Raw genomic sequence first — 21,570 nt, 5'->3', positions numbered from 1 at the left:
CAAATCGCTTCACCAGACGCCGAGAACGTCCGTTCAGTTTCGTCAAGGCCGGTGGTCGCGGAGAGCATTACGACGTATTTTCTCTCAATTGGGAACAAGAGAAAATCATAGGAACAATTGAAGATGTAAAGATTTTGAACAAACCATTTAATGAAGTTGTAGTAATACTTCTTAAAGAACATGAAGGAAAGGAATTTTACGATGAAACGTCCTTTGAAGCATATATGAGGATATGAAGAGTATATAAGGAAGGAGACTTGAAAAGTACGAACAGACTAGTCTTTCACAAGAAATTGGTTTAGTAAGACGGCCAAGAATTGCTCCTGGTTCATATGGCCCCATAAAAGCAAATAAAGAGGTATTAGGAAGAAAAGTAGAGTTGAAATGTAGCCGCAGTGGCGGAAGCGACAACAAATACCGAATCCTTTCTATTAAGTGGGCAAATAAATAAAGATCATATAACCAGGCAGTTGAGAGGGACTGGCTATTAAATGGGGTGCTAATTCTTCAGTGGTAAAGTACCATTTTCCTTAGATGAATCGTTGTTGCAACAAACACGCCAGCCCCTCACTGCCGCGTTCTCTGAAGTAACTACTCAGGTTGTCTGGTTCACGGTTGGCTGCTTTGCGCTACTCATATTTCCGGCACTTGAAGATTTCTCCTTTCGGTCGAAATGACAAGAAAAGAGTTTCCGTTCAATCTTCATCGCTCCCTAACCTTGATGAACTCGTAAAAAGTCGTCACTCCGGTGAAAACCGGAGTCCAGATGGTCTGCAACTACTTGAAAAGACTGGATTCCGGCTTTCGCCGGAATGACGGAAAACGGTATTTTCCGACTTTTTACGAGACCATCAACCTTGAACCCTGGAACTTTGAACCTGAGTAGTTACTCTCTGAATAGATAAAAGGAATCCATTGACTCCAAAGCGTCATTTTGTTATCATAAAATCATGTTCGATAAACGAAGAATAGCGAATACTTTTTCCCTCTCTGAAGACATCGTTCTTTATCCAGGCGATTGTCTGGAATTATTAAAAACTATCCCCAATGAGTCCCTGAAACTTGTCGTCACATCACCACCTTACAACATCGGAAAAGAATATGAGAAACGGCTCAAGCTGGAATCATATCTTGACCAGCAGGCAGCAGTCATTCGGGAGTGCGTAAGGTGCCTTTCCCCTCATGGCAGTATTTGCTGGCAGGTCGGAAATTATGTCGAAAACGGTGCGATCATCCCTCTCGATACTGTGCTATATCCTATTTTCAAGGGTTTGGGCCTCAAGATGAGAAATCGCATTATCTGGCACTTTGAGCACGGCCTGCATTGTAGCCGTCGGCTTTCTGGACGATACGAGACCATCATTTGGTTCACAAAATCTGATAAATACATATTCAATCTTGACCCTATTAGAGTGCCACAAAAGTATCCCGGAAAAAAATATTTCAAAGGGCCAAATGCCGGGAAATACTCATGCAATCCACTGGGCAAAAACCCTGGAGATTTGTGGGTTATTCCCAACGTCAAAAGCAATCATGTGGAAAAGACAGAGCACCCATGTCAGTTTCCAGTTGAACTCATTGAAAGACTGGTTCTATCAATGACTAACGAGGGTGATTGGGTCTTGGATCCATTTCTGGGTACTGGCACATCAATTATTGCGTCTATTCGTCATAAGCGCAGGGGTGCAGGGGCAGAGACAGTCACGAAGTATATTAAACTTGCAAGAGAGAGGATTGAGAAGGAAATTGCAGGAACATTAAGAACGCGTCCAATGGATAAACCTGTTTACGATCCAGAGGAAGCAGGAAACAGCTTAAGAATTGCTCCTTGGACAAAAAAACAAGAAGATGCCCAATTGAGACTGTTTGAAAAACGCGCGAGGTACTCTTCAAAATGAAGATTATCGAAACATACTCACATCTGAATGGTTTGGAGTTCTTGATAGTTCACAGACCAAAATTATGGAATGAAATCAAAAATGTTATTGATCTCGTAAATGCAGATGCCTGTAAAACTAAAGTATCTAAAGAAAAAACTATGAAAGGTAAACTGCTTTACAGCCCGATCGATATGAATTCAGCCTTTTCGAAATTACTTCGCGCTAATAAATGGGAGGAAAGCAGAGTCAGTTATTGGGTTACCAAGAACGAAAAACTGATTCGGAAAACTCTCACAATACCTTCCGAAGAACAAAAGAAAGAAATTGAGGCGGCGGGTGAAATACCAATTTTCAGTTACAATCAAACGGACTTCGTGAAGGATCGTGTTGCAGTCGAAGTTCAATTTGGCAAATATTCATTTGTGGCCTACGACCTCTTTGTAAAACATCTTGCCTTTTACGTCGGCGACCGTATTGATGTCGGCGTAGAAATTCTACCAATGAAATCCCTCCAAGCGCACATGAGTTCCGGTGTCGGCTATTACGAAGGCGAGCTTTACAATATCGTCAGACAGGGACGAGGTGTCCCGGCAGTGCCGTTGATTATTATTGGGATTGCACCATAAACGAATAACCAGAGAACAACGCCATGCACTCAGATGGGCAGGGTCGTGCGGTTTGAAGTTTTTACCAAGTTTTGTGTTTAATCACCTTTTACAAAGGCCCGTTTGCCCTGCCCACTGGTGATGGCCACGTTATGTTCGGCACGAGAAACTTTTGCACTATTTTCGTCTCTGATTTACGATTTCAATTATGAAAAGATGGCCGAGGTTTAACGAGAGTGGAGATCTTCCAGCAGGAATTCATCAAGCCCCTTTGCGCGATGTCATGGAGCACTTTGGCAAAGGTAGTTTTCAAAGATCTATCGTGGCGGCGCGATTGCAGCGTATCCACTCACTGGCTGTGAAAACGGGAAAAGTGGCTCGGTTCATCATCTTTGGGTCCTTCGTCACCGACAAGCCTGATCCACAGGACATTGATATTTTCCTCCTAATGGAGGATGCCTTTGATGTACGGCAGGTCACTGGCGAGGCACGGACTCTTTTCCATCACATGGCTGCCCAGAATTACGAGGGAGCAAGCATATTCTGGGTGAGATGTGTGGCGGCGCTTGATGGGGGAGACGCAGCCATCGAGCACTGGCAGGTAAAACGCGATAGAAAGAAATGAGGAATTGTGGAGGTTTTGATAAATGATTCATAATGAGGAAGAGTATAAAACGACTCTGGAGAGGATCACCCCCTTTCAAAAGCAGGTTGCACATCTTCGCAAAATGGAAACAAATCCAGAGAACTATAGTCTGTCAGTAGCCGGTTTTCTGTCAGAGCTGGACCGGATGAATTTGGAGGTCCGAGAGTACTTGTGGTCCCATCCCAGCCAGTTTGCTGAAAGTCGCATGACTGCATAGGAAGCCGAACAAATCATTGAAGACGGACGGGCTAAAGCCGTGCCCTTTACAGCGGTCATTGGTTTTCGAAGGGTCACTAAGAGGGGTCAGGCATTGGTAATAAGGTATTGACATGAAGGATAAGTGAGGAAAAGGGGTCGCAGTGTAATTTGCGTTTCCAAACTGAACCCAAAAGGCGATAGAATACACGGTTTTCCGTTCCGTAAGATCATGATTTTCATTTCAACAGGGAGCGGCACCTCTTAGCAATGGCCAAGCGAGAAAGATCAGGCAGAAGAAACTCTTATCAAAAATTGGCAATCAGCCGTTGTTTCAATAAGGTGTAGCGCCGGCGGGTTTTGTTGTTTTTCACGGCAATTGTCAGAGCTCTCCTGGATCCCACCAAAACGACAAGCTTCCTCCCCCTGGTCACTGCTGTGTAGAGAAGGTTTCTCTGGAGAAGCATATAATGCTGGGTCACGATGGGAATAACCACCGCCGGATACTCCGATCCCTGAGATTTGTGAACGGACACCGCATAGGCATGGACGAGTTCATCAAGCTCACCGTAGCCGTAGGTCACCTGCCTTTCATCAATGGTTACGGTAACTTCCTGATTTTCCTCATCAATGGCGGTAATCCGGCCAATGTCCCCATTGTAAATATCTTTGTTATAGTTATTCCTGATCTGCATCACCTTATCGTTGACCCGGAAATTCCTACCCCCCCGGAGGACCCCGTCATCCCGGGGATTCAGGGCCTTCTGCAGTTCCATGTTCAGATTCTCGGCACCCACCGTACCCCGGTGCATGGGGGTGAGAACTTGAATGTCGTCAAGGGGATTAAAACGAAACCTCTTAGGTATCCGTTCTCTGACAAGGGTAATGATCAGGGCAAGGAGCTTTTCCGGTTCCTCCTCCTCAATGAAATAGAAGTCCTGGAGCTTTTCCGGGGAAGACTTTAGATACGGGACCGTCCCCTCATTGATTTTATGAGCGTTGACAACAATAGAGCTCTCCCTTACCTGTCGGAAGATCTCGGTCAGTTCAACCACGGGGACCGTTCCGGAATCAATGATATCTTTGAGGACATTCCCGGCGCCGACGGAGGGAAGCTGGTTCACATCACCGACCAGGATGAGTGTCGCCCTGACGGGCACTGCCTTCAGGAGGTGGTGCATCAGGATAGTATCAATCATGGAAGCCTCGTCAACAACTAATAAATGGCAATTGAGAGGGGACTGGTCATTTTTCTGAAAACCGCCTTTCTGCATGCTATACTCAAGCATCCGATGGATCGTTTTGGCTTCGTGCCCCGTGGCCTCATTCATCCTCTTTGCCGCTCTTCCCGTCGGAGCGGCAAGCATAATTTTCGCCCTGACGGCAGAGAAGATCCTGAGAATTGCGTTGATGATCGTCGTCTTACCGGTGCCGGGACCACCGGTAATAACCATCACCTTCTGCTGGGCAGCGCACTTAATGGCCTCAATCTGTTTTTCCGCCAGGGTAATGTGAAGTTTCTCCTGAACCCATTGAACAGCCTTTTGGGCATCAATCTTTCTTACGATCTCCGGGGCGCGGACCAGTGAGGCCAGACGGGCAGCAATATTCGTCTCCGAAATATAAAAGGGGGCGAGGTAAACCGCCTTGCCGTTATCTCCTGTTTCTGCGGCGTCTCCTCCCCTTAAATCCTCGATGACAATCCTTCTGTCCGCACCAACGGCGTCCATGGCATCGGCGACAATTTCCCTTCCCACATCAAGGATTTTCTGGCATTTAGCAATAAGAGGTTCATAGGGATAGTAAACATGACCCTCATCGGCAAGTTCGTTGAGGACATAGAGGATCCCCGCCCCAGCCCTCAATGCTGAGTCCCTGGCAAATCCCAATTTTTCCGCAATTCTGTCTGCGGTAATGAATCCGATACCGGTTACGTCTGTTGCCAGACGATAGGGATTCTCCTTAACGATCCTTATGGAGTCATTACCGTATTGTCTGAAGATCCTGGCAGCATATCCGGAAGTGACTCCATGGGACTGGAGAAAGAGCATGACCTGCCGAATCTCCTTTTGCTCTTCCCAGGCCTTTTTGATCATCTCAACCCGCTTTCCGCCGATGCCCTCAACCTGGGAGAGTTTGTTAATATCATGCTCTATAATGTTGAGCGTTTCCTCTTTAAATTTCCTGACGATGCGTTTGGCCATCACGGGACCGATACTCCTGATCAGTCCTGATCCGAGGTACTTCTCCATTCCGTAAACAGATGCGGGAGTTGTGCACTCACAGGAGATGATCCTGAATTGCTCTCCATATTTATGGTGGTTGCTCCATCTGCCCTTCATCCTGATAATTTCGCCCGGCGTTGGATGGAAGAGGCTGCCGATCACGGTAACTAATTCACGCCGGCCATAAACCTTCACCCTGGCGATGGTGTACCCGCTTTCCTCGTTCGTATAGGTAATGCGCTCGATCTGGCCCTGGAGATCTATGAGATTTTCTGAGGTCATTGATTCCTTCATCTCCCTCAATTGACCGGGGTGGATCGGAAAGGCCCCGGTTTGCGGGACGGTAAGGAACAGTAGTAATGGGGGGAAACTATATCGGGAGATTTTCTGAAACACTCCCTCCTATTTGAGAAATTCCCTTTCGATAAGGTCAACCAACCCTATCAAATCATTGATATCAAAGCAGGGCACACCGGCTTTTAGCGGCTGATCACTAACAATGGCAAACAAATTATCCTCCTGAGAACAGAGAAGGTCACTTCCCAGCGCCACGCGAAAGACCTCTATCTTGGGGTGAGGGCTCCCTTTGTACCCTTCAGACAAGATAATATCTACATCCCTGATATATCTGTCCCTGAGTTCAGCAGGATCGTGATCTCTTTCCACATCTTCGATGACGGCTACCTTCCAGGGTGATGAGATGACGGCGGTACGGGCCCCCGCTTTTTTATGCCGCCAACTGTCCTTTCCTTGTTGGTCAACGGCAAAACCGTGGACATCATGTTTTATGGTAGCCACACGATATCCTCTCCTGATCAGATCGGGGATCAGTTTCTCTATCAATGTCGTTTTACCGGCATTTGATTTACCAACGATGGAGACGATGGGGATCATGTCAAGGGGTTTTCGTTAAAGAAATAATCGGTTTTAAATTGGACACCCTCCCCACCTTCGGGGCGATATCTGCAGGCAAAGAAACGCCCGTCAACCTGAAAACAATGCGTCATTTTATATTGCGAGCTATTGTTTTTTGCAAGTTATTTTCCTTCAGGTAAATAATCGTAAAGAGTTGCCTGAAGGGTACACGCATTTTACGTCAAAGGAAGTAATGAACTGTGCAAATAATTGTTTGCACTTACAGCCAAAAGGATATAAAATAAAGCGATAGTAACTATTCAGGTAGGCTTGAGAGGGGCAAAGGCGCAGGGCATACTCGGGAGCTGGCAAAATACGGGGAGAATCGAGGGAAAGGATTAAGATGCTGAAAGATGCACTGAAAACCATAGAACATTATAAAAGTACGAACCCAATTTATGAGGAACTGCTTGATATCCTTGGAGAGATATTGATTCTGAGAGAAGAGTATCAGCGGAAGATGAAAGATACAATTTTCCGGGTAGACGAAAACCTCATAGAGAAAAAAATGGTCGGGGGGTTACCTCTCATTGATTTTTCCGCAGGAAATTTTGACCTGACAGAACCTAAACAATATTTTCTTAAACTCCTCGAAATTGCCGAGAAACGGGTGCCCGGTGAAACTAAGGAGATAGCCCGGATGGTTGAAAGTGGTAACCTTGATTTTGAGAGGATCATCCGTCATTCCTTTTCTACTCTGGATGGGACGGCAGGTGAACTGGACGGCAGATTAGATGATGACTCGCTTGATCTTGTCGAATTGTTTGCCGAAGAAAGTTTGCGGCCGCAACTGGAAATGGTTGCAGAAAAGTATGGTGAAATTATCAACAGATCAGGATGGTCTCAGGGATACTGTCCGATCTGCGGGAAAGAACCTAAGATCGGGGAAATTAAAGAGGAGGAGGAGGGATGGCGCTACCTTTTTTGCCATCGGTGCGGATTTGAATGGTGCTTCACATCCATAAAATGCCCGTTTTGCGGCAATGAGGAATACCTTGCCTATTTCACAGTAGAAGGTGATGAGAGATACCGGCTTGATGTGTGTAATATTTGTAAGCGATATATCAAAATGGTAGATTTCAGAGACACGAGGACAAAGGTTAATCTCGATGTTGAGGATATTGCCACGTTACACCTTGATATGCTTGCCTACGATGAGGGGTACGATTAGCATGTCAGCCTACGGGAAGCAGTATCTTTAAAAGAGGATTCCGTGGTTTCATGGTAATTTCTCCTTGGTTTAGAATCTCCCATAAATGGAGATCATATAAATCAGGGCAAAGAGAAATATTAAGCTAAGGGAGAGGAAAATCCCCAGGCCCATAGGTCTTCTGTGTATGACCGGGTCATAAACCCCTCCGCTCAATTTTGCAGTAGAATCTACCACTCTGGTTAAGAAATTCTGTGCGCCAAGCCTGAAGCTATTCAGGGGTACATTACAGAACCGATAAAAAGCAACCCCCGCCTTTCTGTAGAACCAGTCAGCATCAAGATTGATGGCCCTCATTTCTGCTGGATAGATGCCGGAGAGTATGAGAAGTGTGAAGGCTAAAGCGGAGAAGAAAAGTAATTGGCTCATGCCCACCACATGAAATGGTGTATATGGTTCAAAGTCCACAGGATAGGGGAGAAGACTGTATAAAGGTCCGGGAAACACACCGATGAAAACGCACAAAAACGCAGCTATTCCCATGGCAAGAAGCATGTTGAGAGGGGCTTCTTTTGTCCGAATTCCAGAGTCATGGGAAAAGAACGCGAAATAAGGGATTTTAATGCCTGCATGGTGGAAGACACCTGCTGAGGCAAATAGTAAAAGAAACCATATGATATTCATACCTCCGAGTGCGGTTGCTTCCATGACCATTGACTTACTTATAAAGCCGCTGAAAAGTGGAAATCCAGAAATGGATGCTGCACCTACAATACAGAAGATACATGTTAGAGGCATGCTTTTGTAAAGCCCTCCCAGATCTGTGCAATTGATCTTACCTGTCCGATACATAACAGCGCCCATGGACATAACAAGGAGGCCTTTGTAAAGGATGTGGCAGAAGACATGGGACAGTGTGCCATTTATGGAGAGAGCTGTACCTATCCCGATGCCACAGACCATGAACCCGACCTGGTTAATCAGACTATAGGAAAGGACCCTTCTGAGATTATTCTCGATAACAGCATAAAAGATGGGGAATGCTGTCATGATAGCACCAATCCATATCAGGGCTTCAGTTCCCGGAAAGGACCTTGCGAGGACATAGACTGCAGTCTTTGTCGTAAAGGTCCACATGAATACGGCACCTGTGATTGTTGACTCCGGATAGGCATCAGGAAGCCATGGATGGAGACAAGGCCACGCACAATTTACGCCAAATCCAATAAAAATAAGATAAGTCGCCAAGTCCTTTAATCCTATATACCCGAATTCAATAGACCCGGTATTAATCACATAAAGGACGATTCCTGCGAGAAGGCAAAGGCCTCCGGCGACATGAACCAGAAGATATCTGAAACCTGCAGCAAGTGATGCCTTTGTTCTGTTTGACCAGACCAAAACTACGGCGCTAAAGGTCATTATTTCCCAAAAGAGATAAAGAGAAAAAAGATCACCTGCAAAGACAACTCCTAGAGAGCTTCCAGCGTAAACGAAGCCCGCCACATGTTGGATATCATCTTTTACATGAAGGGCGTAAAGGATTGCTATAAAGGATATCAGGTGGTAGATGTATCCAAAAAGGAGACTGAGCCTGTCAACCTTGCCAAAGACAAGATCATAATCGAGAAACTTGATAACCCAGTGCGTACCCTCAGGTATATTGATCAGGTTTATGAAGCCAACAATGGGTAACAGCAACAGATATATACTTTTCAGCCTTCCCCTTAAAAGCGGGATGAGCAATGCCCCAATGATGAATATTGCTGCTGGAGGAACCGTATTAATCATAGTAATCCTCTTTTCTCTTTACGATGGGCCGCAATATATACTTCGCTACAAAAATCAGGGCAACACAGACCACGAATCCGAATACCGCATAAAACTGGGGTGAGCCCTCCCATGGGGAATAAGGATGTTTATGGATAAAAAAGTCAATGATAAGGAGCAATAAAAGCAATGTATAAAAAAACCCCAGGAGCCTCTTTACGTTTCTGGGTTTGTCAAAAAGATGTTCTTTCTCCTCTTTTGTTTCAATTTCCCTGTTCATCTTGATGTCCTCCTTACCATCCTCCCATGCCTTCCGCGTGTGGAGGTGATTCCAAATGGACTTTATTTGTCAGAGCGTATTCAAGAAAATGATGCCAAGATACAAAACGGCTATTGCCAGTACTATGAAGAATATTTTCCTGTATCCTGGTACAGGCTCATGAATGAGTTCCATTTTTTCTTCGCTCATTTTAAATCCCCAATATGTTTTCTACGGCAAGATTAACTATCTCAAAGAAATGTACAAAGGCATTGGGAAAAATCCCCAATATCACGGAAATAATGGCCGTGACCATAAGGGGAATTACCATAAACATAGATGCCTCATCAAAACGTGGGTTTACATCTTTCCCCGGTTTCTTAAAGAAGGAACTGTACACTACAGGGAAGAAGAAGGCTACATCCAGAAGGGCGCTGGCAAGAAAGGCGAAAAGAAAGACAATCTCTTTGGCTTCCAGGGAACCCATACATAGATACCATTTACTTATGAACCCACAGGTAAGCGGCACTCCAGCCAACCCCATAGCTCCTATGGCAAATGAACCCATGGTGAGAGGCATCTGCCTGCCCAATCCATCCAGTTCACTCACATTTTCTTTATGAGTCTTTACATAGATGGCTCCCGCAACGAAAAACAAGGTGATCTTCATAAAGCCGTGGTAGGCCATATGAAGCATCCCACCTCTTATCGCACCAGGAGAAAGTAAAGCTGCCCCAAGGATGATGATTGCCAGGTTATTTATGGTAGAAAATGCAAGCCTCCTCTTCAGGTTATCCTGTGCCAGGGCAAGCATGGCAGCCCCGATTACGGTAAAGGAGACAAAATAGGCCAATATTAACCAGAGCCCTGAGTCGTGGAGGAGTTCTGGGCCAAAGACATAAAGGATAACTCTTAAGACACCGAACACGCCCGCCTTCACCACTGCCACGGCATGAAGCAAGGCGCTTACCGGTGTAGGGGCAATCATGGCAGTAGGAAGCCATTCATGTACAGGCATAATAGCTGCCTTTACACCAAAGCCCAAAATTAAGGCTACAAATAAAAATCGGAGCATATCTGCCGAGGCATAGCCTGCTATAAATCCACCAGGTTTAAAATCCAGGGTTCCGGTCAGACGATAGACAAGCACTGTGGCGAATAATATGACGACCCCCGCCGTTAGTGTATAGGCAAGATATTTCCTGCCGGCCTTTATGGCCTCTGGTGTTTCTTTATGAGCCACTAATGGATAGGTAGCTATGGTCAATATCTCGTAGAAGATGAAGAGGGTTAGTAGATTGGCAGCAAAGGCAATCCCCATGGTAGCAGAAAGGGCTATGGCAAAACAAAAGAAATACCTTGTCTGTGCATGCCCCTTTAAGCCTCTCATATAACCTATAGAATATATGGAGGTGGCGATCCAGAGCGAAGAAGCCAGAACGCCAAACAAAAGGCCAAAGGCATCTACCCTGAATTGCAATAAAAGCCCGGGTGCAAGGGAAATTACAGTGTATTCTAAGACTTTACCCTGAAGGACAAGGGGAATCATAGAGGCGACAATTGCAAATTTAGCCACCGAGGCCAGGATTGTCCATAACTCTCTGAGATTTCTTGATTTCTCGCTGGTAAGAAGAATAAGACAGGCCGCGACAAGAGAGACCATGATAGCTAAAACTGGTCTTATGGATGTTATGATCTCCATCCGTCCCTCCTAAAAGCCTGCGGGAATTGCGAACTGAATCACAGTAGAGATAATCTTTCCGCTAAAGATACCCAATAACATTATCCCTGCAACCGTGATGAATATGGGAAGAAGCATGCTCAAGGGGGCCTCATCCCTAACAACCTCAACCATCTCATGACTTTCTCCATTGTGAATGTCTACTGTGGGTTCAAAATATACCTTCTCTATCACCCGGAAAAATACCACCGCGCTTAATAAGCTGCTCAGCACGAGAACTACGGCAAACATCCACTGCCCCCCATAAATCGCCCCTAAGATTAAATACCACTTACTGAAAAAGCCACAGGTAGGTGGTATCCCTATCACGGAGAGGGCAGCTATGGTAAAGGCAGCCATCGTAAAGGGCATCTTTCTATGCAGGTATCTGAAATTGCGGATATCTCTCGTACCCATCTTATACATTATGGCCCCTGCTACTAAAAACAGGCATGCCATCATAAAGGCATCATTAAGGATATGGAGGATAGCTCCTGTAAGGCCCATCCGGTTTGCTAGACTGATGCCCATCACTATATAACCCACCTCGGCAAGCAAGATATAACAGAACATCCTTTTAAGATCGGATTGGGCAATGGCAAGTATGGAACCGAAAATCATAGCAGCTACAGCCACCCAGCCGAGTATGGTAGTCGCCGGTATCGTCTCTATGGAAAAATAAGGCTTGAATACGGTAAACATAATCCTTATCATCACATAGGCCCCTACCTTGGTCATTGTGGCTGCAATCGCTGCACTCACTGCCGATGGAGCATGGGTATAGGCATCCGGAAGCCATACATGAAGCGGGAAAAGTGCCATCTTTATAGCTATTCCCACCATAAAGAAGGCAAAGGCAACCAGCACTACCTTAGAATGGTAGAGGTGAGGTAGCAATTGAGCTAAGTCAGCCATATTGAGTGAGCCAGTGACTATATAAAGGTAACCTACACCAAGCAAATAGAGGCAGGCGCCAATGGTCCCCATAATCACATATCTAAAACTGGCAACAAGCGCCCCTTCCTCCCCTATGGCTACAAGGCCATAGGCAGAAAACGAGGCAATTTCTAACAGCACATAAAGATTAAATACATCACCCGTAACCGTGATGCCTAATAGACCGGTAATATTTAAGAGAAAAAGTGTATAAAACTGGGGAATTTTGTGTTCAGGTAGTTCCTGTTCAACGCTCTTTTTTGAATAGATGGCCACTAAGAGGGCGATACATGATACTATAATTGCTACATAGGCATTGAGATGGTCTATGACATACTCTATCCCCCAGGGAGGTTCCCAATTTCCTAAGCGGTAGTGTACGGTCCCGTGTTTTATGACTGTATCAAGAATGCCAAAGGCGGAGACCAGGCATACAGATAAGGCAATAAGGACGATAGGAAGACACAGCTTTCTGTTCCACCACCCCACTACAGGGATAAAGAAAGAGAGAATTAAAGGAGTAACTACAATGAGGGCAGGAAATTGTTCAGAGATCACTTACTGTTTTCCTTTTTAATAATCTCATCCTCTTCTAAGGTGCCATACCTTCTATAAATGGCTATAAGTATAGCAAGGGAAATGCCTGTAGTAGCCACCCCTACTACAATGGCTGTAAGCATGAGCACAGAAGGCAGTGGATTTACAAAATCTACTGCACGGACAATATGTTGTGTAGCCCCGTGCCCACTTATAATATGTGTAGTGGCGCCCTTTTTTGCCCCGATGGACATAAAGTAAAATATGATGGCCCATTGAAATATACCCATACCTATAAGCTTTTTCATTAGATTGTTTTTGGCCATCATTGCATAGAATCCTATCAAGATAAGGACTATGTACATCCAATAGTTGTATTTACTTATTATGTATTCCAGCATCCTTCTCCTCCAATACCTCTTCGTGTTCACCTTTTGTTACCAGATCAAGAAAGATAGAGACCATAACGGCCGTGACTGTAATCTGTACTCCTAACTCTATCATTGCCATGCCATAATACCTTGCCTTTACAGGGTCTGCTGGTAAGATCTTACTCAGAAATCCATAATCTAAAAAATTACCACCCAGTAGCAGGCATACCCAGCCGGTACCGGCATAGATAAAGACCCCGAGGCAACAGAATATGAGAAGTGTCTTTTCTTTGAAACGCCTCTTTACCTCATTTAAATCATAGGTAATAACCATAAGGATAAGACTTGCAGCTAAGATACAACCTCCCTGAAAGCCTCCCCCGGGGCTGCTATGGCCATGGGCAAAGACATAAAGGCTATAGAGTTGCATAAATGGTATAAGAAATCTGGACAGGGTCTGGATAATAACATCCTCAACCTTTCTTACCACTTCTTTGGCCTCCTTAAAATAAGCATGACACAAATACCTGCAGTAAAGATCACGGCTGTCTCAAACATGGTATCATAACCTCTGTAGTCAGCAAGCACAGCGGTAACCATATTTGGCACTGCTGTCTCTTCAACGGTCTTTTCTATATACCTGGGTGAGACATGGCGGCTGGCTGGTTGATTAGGATCAGCCCATTTGGGGAGTTCCTCCGCTCCGTAAATAAGCAGGATCGCTGTTATGATAATGGCAATAAAGGCAGGCACCTTTTTCAATCCTTTGTCCTCCTTGTAGTACTATAAACGGCAGCAACGAAAAAGGCGGTGCTTACACCTGCCCCCACAGCAGCCTCGGTAAATGCAACATCTACTCCACCCATCCCTGTCCAGATCAGACACATAAAAAAGCTGAAGGCACTAAGGAGTACTACAGCGCCGAGCAAATCCTTTACCGTTATAGAAGCCGCAGCGGCTATGACAGCAAGAAATAAAAATAAAAAGTCTAATTGCCAGATCATCTATTCCTCCATCTTTGGTGGCCATTCTATAATGGCTCTTTCATCCTTAGTCCATGGTGTAAAATCAGATTCAAATGCAGCTCTAAGCAATGCATGGGTGGCTGTAGGATTGGCTAAAAACCAGAAGACAGCAATAAATATCAATTTTGCACTTTGAACAAAACCTAACCAATAAAAGTCGTGATACAGATTATGTAAGGCTAGACCTGAAAGGAGAAGGGCTGTCCCTAAAGTGTCGCCCTTTCCTGTGGCATGCATCCTGCAGTAAAAGTCAGGAAAACGCAAAAAACCGATAGTAGCTACAGTAAAAAAGAAGAGGCCTGCCACCATGAATATCACTGCTATAACTGTAATGACCATCTATTTAGCCCCTTTCCTTAAAAAGTATTTGGAGAGAATCAGGGTGCCTACGAAGTTCAAAATAGAGTAAGCCAATGCAATATCTACAAACATATCTATCCTTTTATATATAAATCCTATTAGCACTAAAATGGCGGTTGTCTTAGTGCCGATAAAGCCAGCACCGATTATACGGTCAAATACCGTAGGACCAAATACCGCCCTATATAGAGAAAAGAATATAAGAAAACCTAAGGCAAGGGCGATGGCTAAAAAGAAATCTTCCATCTAATCCTCCATAAATATATGACCTACCTTTTTTTCCATATCCCCGGGTAAGGACTCTGCCACATACCAACTTATGGCATGCACATAGTAACGGTCTTCTTCGATCAATACCGTAATAGTGCCGGGGGTAAGGGTGATAGAGTTGGCGAAGGTTACCAGAGATAGGTCCTTTTTTAAGGTTGTCTTAAACTTTATTATGTGGGGGTCAATAAGTTTTGCCATGTTTGGATGTAAAGCTAAGTAGGCTACATGGAGGTTTGCTATTACAATTTGATAAAAAAGCCAGGGTAGATATTTAATAAATCTAATCACCTCCAGGTGTTTATTTTTAGACCTTATGTCCTTAAATAGGAAATCGTGGGACATGTAAGCAACCAGGGCACATGCTATAATCCCTATAGTAAAATGCCAGGGATCAAAGAGTCCTGACATTAATATCCAGAAAGTAAGTAAGATAAAGAAGGTAACAGTAAAGGCCATGACATCCCCTCCCACAAACTATCCAACTCTTAATCTAATTTGACATTGTGCCGTTTATATTTTAGGTTACCGCTTTTTGCAAGTTATTTTCCTTCAGGCACGCGTTTATTTAAGAGAAAAGGCAATAGTTCACCAAAAAACTTAACCTCAGCGTCCTTTGCGTCTCTGCGGTGAACTATTACGAGAAAAGATAGGTCAGACAAATAATCGCTTGAACTCTCGAAACCGGAGGGATATATACAGCAACGCTATACTTGTGAAAAAACCCGTTTGATTGATACAAATTAATGAATGACCAGGACATTACAGATGTTATTCATCTTCTCAGGAAAGCAAGGTGGGAACTTCCCATTGTTTCTTATCTGGCGAAGGAGGAACGGGGACCTTTCCCCATCCTTATTTCCACTATACTCAGTCTGAGAACCAAGGACGAAGTCACCGCGGCGGCTACAGAGAGGCTTTTCGTCCTTGCCTCCACCCCGGAAGAGATGTTGAAACTTCCCGAGAAGGAGATCATCAGGACGATCTATCCCTGCGGTTTTTACAGAAACAAGGCGAGGACTATCATCCACATCTGTCAGGAATTGATTGATCGCTTTGATGCGCGGGTCCCTGACACCATTGACGAGCTGCTTACTCTCAAAGGTGTGGGGAGAAAGACAGCCAACCTCGTCGTATCACTGGGATATAGGAAAGACGGGATATGCGTGGATACCCATGTTCACCGTATCTCAAACCGCATCGGTTATGTGAGGACTAAAACCCCTGAACAAACGGAGTATGCCCTCCGAGAGAAACTACCCTCTGAATACTGGCCCATATACAACACACTGATGGTGGCTTTCGGCAGGAATATCTGCCGCCCCATCTCCCCGCTCTGCGGCAGTTGTCCTGTGGCAGGCTACTGCGACAGGGTGGGTGTTACCAGGAGCCGGTAGGGTCGGTTCTTCAAACCCTTTCCTTCCTGATCACAGAGGAAAATCCAGGGGCAACTACAGGGGAAATGATGCAGAGGAAAAAATGGTTGACTAAAGTCTGCGGCGTGGATATTATTCATCAGGGTCTCTTATTGAAATTCCACAGGAGGTGAATCATGGCTGTTAAAGTAGCCATTAATGGCTTCGGCAGGATCGGCAGATACCTCGTCAGGGCATGCCTCGGGTGCGATGACATTGTCATCGTTGCCATTAACTCAAGGGCCAGGCCGGATGTCCTCGCCCATCTTCTCAAATACGATTCGGTTCACGGAAAAATCAAAGCCGATGTTGCCGTGGAGGAAGATGCTCTCGTTGTAGATGGTAAAAAAATCAAGGTAACAAACGTCACCACTAATCTCGCCGACCTTCCCTGGGGAAAATTAGGCGTTGATATCGTCCTCGAATCAACGGGCAAGTTCAGAAAGAAAGACGAGGTCGTGGGACATCTTACCGCCGGGGCAAGGAAGGTCATCCTCTCCGCCCCCGGAAAAGGGGTTGACGGCACCTTCGTAATGGGAGTCAATGAAGATGCATACAATCCGGCAAAACATCACATCATATCCAATGCATCGTGCACTACAAACTGTCTTGCCCCCGTGGCCAAGGTCCTCCACGACGAATTTACAATTATCAGAGGACTCATGACAACGGTACACTCCTACACCATGGATCAGAGGCTTCTCGATGGTTCCCATAAAGACTTGAGAAGGGCCCGGGCAGCGGCCATGTCCATTGTTCCCACATCAACGGGAGCAGCCATTGCGGTTACCGAAGTGATTCCCGCTTTAAAGGGAAAACTTGACGGACTGGCGTTGAGGGTCCCGACACCCAATGTCTCTCTGGTGGATCTGACGGCGGAGGTCGGATGTCCGGTTACTGTCGGTGAGGTCAACGGTGCCTTGAAGGCGGCATCTGAGGGAAAGCTAAAGGACATCATGGCTTTTTGCGAGGAGGAACTGGTTTCCATAGACTTTACGAGCAGTTCCTACTCAGCCATCGTGGATGCCCCCCTGACCAAGGTGATTGGGGAAAACTTTGTCAAGGTATTTGCGTGGTACGACAATGAGAGCGGTTATGCATGCCGGATGAGGGATCTCGCCCTGTACATGGGGAGGAAAAGTCGTAAGTCGTAAGTCATAAGTCGTAAGTCATAGACCTCGCCCTGTACATGGGGAGGAAGCTTTGAGTCTGCCTGAAAAGTCCATTTTATTTCTTGATCTTGCGAGACTATCAGCTTTTAAGGCGTAATAATGATCAGGCCATTTATCGCCGGCAACTGGAAAATGAATAAAACAATAGGGGAGGCGGTTGATTTTGCATCTCGCCTGAGGAAGACCCTCGCCGAACCCCTCGACAGGGATGTGGTCATTGCCCCGTCCTTTACAGCCCTTTATGCTGTGGCGGAGGCGCTGAAGGATTCAGGGATTCACCTCTGTGCGCAGAATCTCCACGAGGATGCCGGGGGGAAGGGGGCCTATACGGGGGAGGTGTCCGCCCCGATGCTGGCCGATGCCGGCTGCGAATACGTCATCATAGGCCATTCAGAACGCCGTACCCTTTTTGGTGAAAGAGATAAGGTAATCAATAAGAAGGTCAGGACTGCCCTGAAATTCGGCCTGAGACCAATACTCTGCCTCGGGGAAACCCTCAAGGAAAGAGAGCAAGGAAAGACCTTCGCCGTTGTTGAAAGGCAAATCAAAGAGGGGTTGAATAATTTTATTGCTGATGATATAAAAAATGTTATTGTTGCCTATGAACCGGTCTGGGCCATTGGTACCGGTAAGACGGCGACACCGGAGCAGGCCGGGGAAGTGCATGCATTTATTCGCCACATGGTGGAGACGAACTATGAAAAGGCAATCGCCTGCCATTTTACTATCATCTATGGGGGAAGCGTTAGTCCAGACAATATCCGTGATCTGATGGCTCAGCGGGACATAAATGGCGCTCTGGTAGGAGGGGCAAGCCTGGATGTCGAATCGTTCACCAGGATTGTAAGGTTTTGAATGAATTTTTCTCTAAGGATGGGTTAACATGCAAACTCTTGTTACTGTCTTGCATATCATCGCTTGCCTGATGTTGGTTTTTGTCGTTCTCCTTCAGGCAGGTAAGGGTGCAGATATGGGGGCGGCTTTTGGCGGATCAAGCCAAACTATCTTCGGCAGCAGTGGTCCGGGAACCTTTCTCGGAAAAATGACGACAGTAGTGGCCGCGGTTTTTATGTTGACATCCCTTGTCCTGTCGTATGCTATCCATAAGGGGGCGTCGTTGATGGATAGTTATTCTCGACCGGCGGTTGAAAGAACGGTACCACAGACACAGGCGGCGAAACAAGGTATTCCCCCAGGCACATCAACGGGAACCACAGGGCAAAAAACGAAGACAGAAACCCCGCCATTGAAGTGAAGAATCCCCCTCATCAGAGGGCAGGGGATATGATGGTGTTTTTTGAAAAGGCGTTTGCCGAAGTGGTGGAATCTGGTAGACACGCTATCTTGAGGGGGTAGTGGGCCACGCCCGTCCGGGTTCAAGTCCCGGCTTCGGCACCAATGGATTAACCATCAAAAAAGGGAATCAGAACTGTGTTCTGATTCCCTACCAATCACTGATCAGGCTGCCCTGGGCATTGTGAAGTAAAAGGTTGCCCCCTTTCCCTTTTCTGATTCTATACGGATAGCCCCGCCATACGTTTCCACAATCTTTTTTACAGTGGCAAGACCGATGCCAGTTCCCTCAACTGCCACATCGTTCAACCTCTGGAAGATCTGAAATATCTTTTGATGATATTTGGGATCAATACCTATCCCATTGTCCCTCACGTAGAACTCATAGAACTCGCCTCTCGGTTCACATCCAATCCTGATCATCGGACCTTCTGTACCTCCCATATACTTGATAGAGTTCTGGATCAGATTTTCAAAGACCTGATAGATCCTGTTTCTGTCACCACGGATAGTGGGCAATTCTCCCTCCACATTCACCTTTAAACCCTTAAGTTGGGGAGCTAACATAGTCAAAACATCGGTGATGATCTGTCGGGGGGAAACATTCTCGAAGTTACTGACTACCATACCGATCCTTGAAAATTCAAGGAGGTCGGCAATAATCATCTGCATCTTCGTGGCATTGCTCTGAATGCGAGTTAAATATCTTTTCCCATTGTCATCCAATTTATCGAGATAATTGGTAAGGAGGATGGAAGAAAAGCCCTGGATGGAAACGACAGGCGCCTTCAGGTCATGGGAAACAGAATGAACAAAGTTTTCCAGCTCTTCATTCTTTTTCCTGATCTCTTCTTCCGCCCTCCTCTTCTCGGTAATGTCCCGTATTATCCCCATGGTTCCGATAACCCTTCCCCCTTCCCAGATGAGGGAGAGACTCAGTTCGCCGATAAGTGATCCCTTCCCGAATTTACGGATATTTATCTCGAATCGTTCGCTCTTTTCACCTTTTAATAGTTTCCTTATTTCTGCCTCTGCCTTTTCGATAGCGTCTTGGGGAACTATGATAGATACATGTTTTCCCAGGATATCTTTTTCCGCAAAACCTGTTACCTCCTCCCCCGCCTTGTTGAAGGAGGTAAACCTACCCTCTATATCCACTGTGTAGATGAGATCACTTGAATTCTGGAGGAGGTCCCGGTACCTCTTTTCAGATGTCCTGAGCTCTTCCTCCGCCGTTACCAGCGGCGTAATATCTCTAAAAAAGCCGAGTGTTCCGATTGCTTTTCCCTCACTATCCTTAAGGAGCGCACCGGAGAGACTGACCCATATTTCCCTTCCTTCCCTGTTGGTACTTTTAAACCTGTAATGACGGAGTTCCCCGTCTCTGATTAGAAGATCATTAATCTCCCTTGCCCTTTCCATTCCCCGATCATAGAATTCTGAGACATGCTTCCCCAATAATTCTTCTTTTTTATAGCCTAAGATTTCTGCTGCCGCCCGATTGGTAAAGGTAATAAAACCCTTTTTATCTGTAGTTGTCACCATATCCGGCGATGTTTCGAAAATGGTCTCCAGAAAGTCCTTGGTTTCTCTCGCTTCCTCAAAGAGGGCTTTATGCCTTCTCTCGCTTTCGAGGAGCGCCTCTTCCATCTTTTTTTGCTCTGTTATATCCCGCAACGACCCCTGGAAGCCCTCGATCCACCCCCCCTTCTTTATTAAACTTACATAGCCTTCCACTATCCTCTTTTTACCGTCTTTGCGGACGATTTCGTAACACAAACCACGGATCGGTCTGCCGGTGCGAAAGAGTTCATTGTATCTCTGAAAGACATAATCAGCCGTTTCAGGATCCATATAATCTCTGTAGTTCAATGCCATAAGTTCTCCGGTGGTGTAACCTAACATTTCCTCTATCACCCTATTGCAGGAGGTAATATTTCCTTCATTATCTACCGTAAAAACGCCATCAAGGGAGTTTTTAAACAGGTTTCTGTATCTTTCCTCGGATTCCCTTATCTCCTCCAGGAGTTTTGTTTTTCCCTTGAGTAACTCGCTCCGCCTGCGATTGATCCTTAAAACAGACAAAATACCAACCAGTATTATAAGGGTAACAATAGTTAACCCTCCGAGAGCGTTTACGAAATTTTTCCTGCTTCCGGGAATGGCTCCTGCTCTGGGAGTTGCCAGCGCCACCGAATAGTGCCCGTCACCAAGGGAAAAGGGGGCATAGGCCATTAGTTTTTCGATTTTTCCCTTTTCCCCCCGGTGCCAGCCGCTGATATACGTATCTGTCCCCGTCTGGCCTCTCATCATCTTGTCCATAATATGGCCCATGACCAGTTCCGCCTCATGGCCTATATCTCTCGCCTCGGCCACCTGATGCATCTTGAATTGTTCTTCTGCCTCAGCGGCTACCCGAAGATAGCCCTTATAAACGCTCCATATTCCCCCGATCACCAACACTAGGGCAACGATTATGATTATAGCTGTTCTTCTCATCTGCAAATTCTCCGCTTCTCTCTAAGCTAAACCCGGGGCTGCGGCATAACGCGATGACAGCACTTAAGGAAGTAATGTGCAAAACTCTGCAAAAGAGTACCCGGGATACAATGCAAATTCGCAAGCTAAAGCCTGCGGCTACGAACTACAGACGCATGAATCTGGTAAGTTATTTACGAAACGATCTACCGGGGTGGAAGTATCACCGTGTTAAGGATCAATTTTAACGGCAAAATCAAGAAGGTTGATAATAATTGCAAAAAGGAATCACCCATTTGTAAATTCAGACATCTGGAAATTTGGATTCAGCCTTTTTCGCCAAAATGCCAA

The 21,570-nt window shown here is 45.8% G+C and carries 24 protein-coding genes and 1 tRNA gene; 11 read left to right on the top strand and 14 right to left on the bottom strand.

Translation table 11 applies throughout. The features are described 5' to 3' along the window. From QMD03_07320 to QMD03_07300, 5 genes are all read left to right on the top strand, one after another. The coding region (locus tag QMD03_07320; GenBank protein MDI6777033.1) for a hypothetical protein at positions 1-236 on the top strand (236 nt) is incomplete at its 5' end. Positions 237-950: 714 nt separating this feature from the next. Continuing rightward, a complete protein-coding gene (locus QMD03_07315; GenBank protein MDI6777032.1) occupies positions 951-1,898 on the top strand; it encodes a site-specific DNA-methyltransferase in 948 nt (315 codons plus the stop codon). Continuing rightward, a complete protein-coding gene (locus QMD03_07310) occupies positions 1,895-2,506 on the top strand; it encodes a BglII/BstYI family type II restriction endonuclease (protein MDI6777031.1) in 612 nt (203 codons plus the stop codon). The genes QMD03_07315 and QMD03_07310 overlap by 4 nt, the downstream gene beginning before the upstream one ends. A 187-nt stretch (positions 2,507-2,693) precedes the next feature. Further along, positions 2,694-3,110, top strand: coding sequence for a hypothetical protein (locus tag QMD03_07305; protein ID MDI6777030.1), 417 nt, complete (start codon positions 2,694-2,696; stop codon positions 3,108-3,110). Between the two features lie 22 nt (positions 3,111-3,132). Continuing rightward, positions 3,133-3,348: a hypothetical protein gene (locus QMD03_07300; GenBank protein ID MDI6777029.1), complete on the top strand. Its 216-nt coding sequence runs from the start codon at positions 3,133-3,135 to the stop codon at positions 3,346-3,348. 286 nt (positions 3,349-3,634) lie between these two features. On the opposite strand, the gene QMD03_07295 is transcribed toward QMD03_07300, so the two are convergent. Both QMD03_07295 and mobB read right to left on the bottom strand, forming a co-directional pair. Then, positions 3,635-5,947 carry an ATP-dependent RecD-like DNA helicase gene (locus QMD03_07295; protein ID MDI6777028.1) on the bottom strand — a complete coding sequence of 771 codons (2,313 nt, stop codon included), beginning with the start codon at positions 5,945-5,947 and terminating at the stop codon, positions 3,635-3,637. A 6-nt stretch (positions 5,948-5,953) separates the two neighbouring features. Further along, positions 5,954-6,445 (bottom strand): molybdopterin-guanine dinucleotide biosynthesis protein B, encoded by a 492-nt coding sequence (mobB, locus tag QMD03_07290; GenBank protein ID MDI6777027.1) that lies wholly within the window; start codon positions 6,443-6,445, stop codon positions 5,954-5,956. Between the two features lie 364 nt (positions 6,446-6,809). Between mobB and QMD03_07285 the strand changes: the two genes are divergently transcribed. Further along, on the top strand, positions 6,810-7,637 hold the full coding sequence (locus QMD03_07285) for a formate dehydrogenase accessory protein FdhE (GenBank protein ID MDI6777026.1): 828 nt from the start codon (positions 6,810-6,812) through the stop codon (positions 7,635-7,637). A 69-nt stretch (positions 7,638-7,706) separates the two neighbouring features. On the opposite strand, the gene QMD03_07280 is transcribed toward QMD03_07285, so the two are convergent. The 11 genes from QMD03_07280 to QMD03_07230 form a co-directional block, all read right to left on the bottom strand. Beyond that, entirely contained in the window at positions 7,707-9,407 is a 1,701-nt protein-coding gene (locus tag QMD03_07280; GenBank protein ID MDI6777025.1) for a Na(+)/H(+) antiporter subunit D, read from the bottom strand. After that, on the bottom strand, positions 9,400-9,666 hold the full coding sequence (locus QMD03_07275; protein ID MDI6777024.1) for a hypothetical protein: 267 nt from the start codon (positions 9,664-9,666) through the stop codon (positions 9,400-9,402). The genes QMD03_07280 and QMD03_07275 overlap by 8 nt, the downstream gene beginning before the upstream one ends. A gap of 190 nt (positions 9,667-9,856) precedes the next feature. Then, complete coding sequence (locus QMD03_07270) at positions 9,857-11,347, bottom strand: monovalent cation/H+ antiporter subunit D family protein (GenBank protein ID MDI6777023.1); 1,491 nt, start codon at positions 11,345-11,347, stop codon at positions 9,857-9,859. Positions 11,348-11,356: 9 nt separating this feature from the next. Then, entirely contained in the window at positions 11,357-12,859 is a 1,503-nt protein-coding gene (locus QMD03_07265; protein MDI6777022.1) for a monovalent cation/H+ antiporter subunit D family protein, read from the bottom strand. Beyond that, positions 12,856-13,239 carry a cation:proton antiporter subunit C gene (locus QMD03_07260; protein ID MDI6777021.1) on the bottom strand — a complete coding sequence of 128 codons (384 nt, stop codon included), beginning with the start codon at positions 13,237-13,239 and terminating at the stop codon, positions 12,856-12,858. Before QMD03_07260 ends, QMD03_07265 begins: the two co-directional genes overlap by 4 nt. Then, positions 13,217-13,699 carry a Na(+)/H(+) antiporter subunit B gene (locus tag QMD03_07255; protein MDI6777020.1) on the bottom strand — a complete coding sequence of 161 codons (483 nt, stop codon included), beginning with the start codon at positions 13,697-13,699 and terminating at the stop codon, positions 13,217-13,219. The genes QMD03_07260 and QMD03_07255 overlap by 23 nt, the downstream gene beginning before the upstream one ends. Beyond that, positions 13,693-13,971, bottom strand: coding sequence for a hypothetical protein (locus QMD03_07250; GenBank protein ID MDI6777019.1), 279 nt, complete (start codon positions 13,969-13,971; stop codon positions 13,693-13,695). The genes QMD03_07255 and QMD03_07250 overlap by 7 nt, the downstream gene beginning before the upstream one ends. Further along, positions 13,968-14,213 carry a DUF4040 domain-containing protein gene (locus QMD03_07245; GenBank protein MDI6777018.1) on the bottom strand — a complete coding sequence of 82 codons (246 nt, stop codon included), beginning with the start codon at positions 14,211-14,213 and terminating at the stop codon, positions 13,968-13,970. The genes QMD03_07250 and QMD03_07245 overlap by 4 nt, the downstream gene beginning before the upstream one ends. Then, complete coding sequence (gene mnhG, locus QMD03_07240; protein ID MDI6777017.1) at positions 14,214-14,573, bottom strand: monovalent cation/H(+) antiporter subunit G; 360 nt, start codon at positions 14,571-14,573, stop codon at positions 14,214-14,216. Continuing rightward, positions 14,574-14,840, bottom strand: coding sequence for a monovalent cation/H+ antiporter complex subunit F (locus tag QMD03_07235; protein ID MDI6777016.1), 267 nt, complete (start codon positions 14,838-14,840; stop codon positions 14,574-14,576). It lies immediately after the preceding gene. Continuing rightward, a complete protein-coding gene (locus QMD03_07230) occupies positions 14,841-15,320 on the bottom strand; it encodes a Na+/H+ antiporter subunit E (GenBank protein MDI6777015.1) in 480 nt (159 codons plus the stop codon). It abuts the gene before it with no gap. A gap of 287 nt (positions 15,321-15,607) precedes the next feature. On the opposite strand from QMD03_07230, the gene nth reads away from it, so the two are divergent. The 5 genes from nth (at position 15,608) to QMD03_07205 (ending at position 18,846) form a co-directional block, all read left to right on the top strand. After that, on the top strand, positions 15,608-16,258 hold the full coding sequence (gene nth, locus QMD03_07225; GenBank protein MDI6777014.1) for an endonuclease III: 651 nt from the start codon (positions 15,608-15,610) through the stop codon (positions 16,256-16,258). 155 nt (positions 16,259-16,413) lie between these two features. After that, entirely contained in the window at positions 16,414-17,430 is a 1,017-nt protein-coding gene (gene gap, locus QMD03_07220; GenBank protein MDI6777013.1) for a type I glyceraldehyde-3-phosphate dehydrogenase, read from the top strand. A gap of 117 nt (positions 17,431-17,547) precedes the next feature. Next, positions 17,548-18,303, top strand: a complete 756-nt coding sequence (gene tpiA, locus QMD03_07215) for a triose-phosphate isomerase (GenBank protein MDI6777012.1) — start codon at positions 17,548-17,550, stop codon at positions 18,301-18,303. A 28-nt stretch (positions 18,304-18,331) separates the two neighbouring features. Next, a complete protein-coding gene (gene secG / locus QMD03_07210) occupies positions 18,332-18,703 on the top strand; it encodes a preprotein translocase subunit SecG (GenBank protein ID MDI6777011.1) in 372 nt (123 codons plus the stop codon). Positions 18,704-18,759: 56 nt separating this feature from the next. Further along, positions 18,760-18,846, top strand: a tRNA-Leu gene (locus QMD03_07205). 60 nt (positions 18,847-18,906) lie between these two features. Here the strand turns inward: QMD03_07205 and QMD03_07200 are convergent. Continuing rightward, on the bottom strand, positions 18,907-21,240 hold the full coding sequence (locus QMD03_07200; protein ID MDI6777010.1) for a PAS domain S-box protein: 2,334 nt from the start codon (positions 21,238-21,240) through the stop codon (positions 18,907-18,909). Positions 21,241-21,570: the final 330 nt, after the last annotated feature.

Source organism: Syntrophales bacterium (genome assembly GCA_030018935.1).
In the GTDB taxonomy this organism is placed as follows: domain Bacteria; phylum Desulfobacterota; class Syntrophia; order Syntrophales; family CG2-30-49-12; genus CG2-30-49-12.
This window is presented reverse-complemented; position numbering and strand designations above follow the sequence as displayed.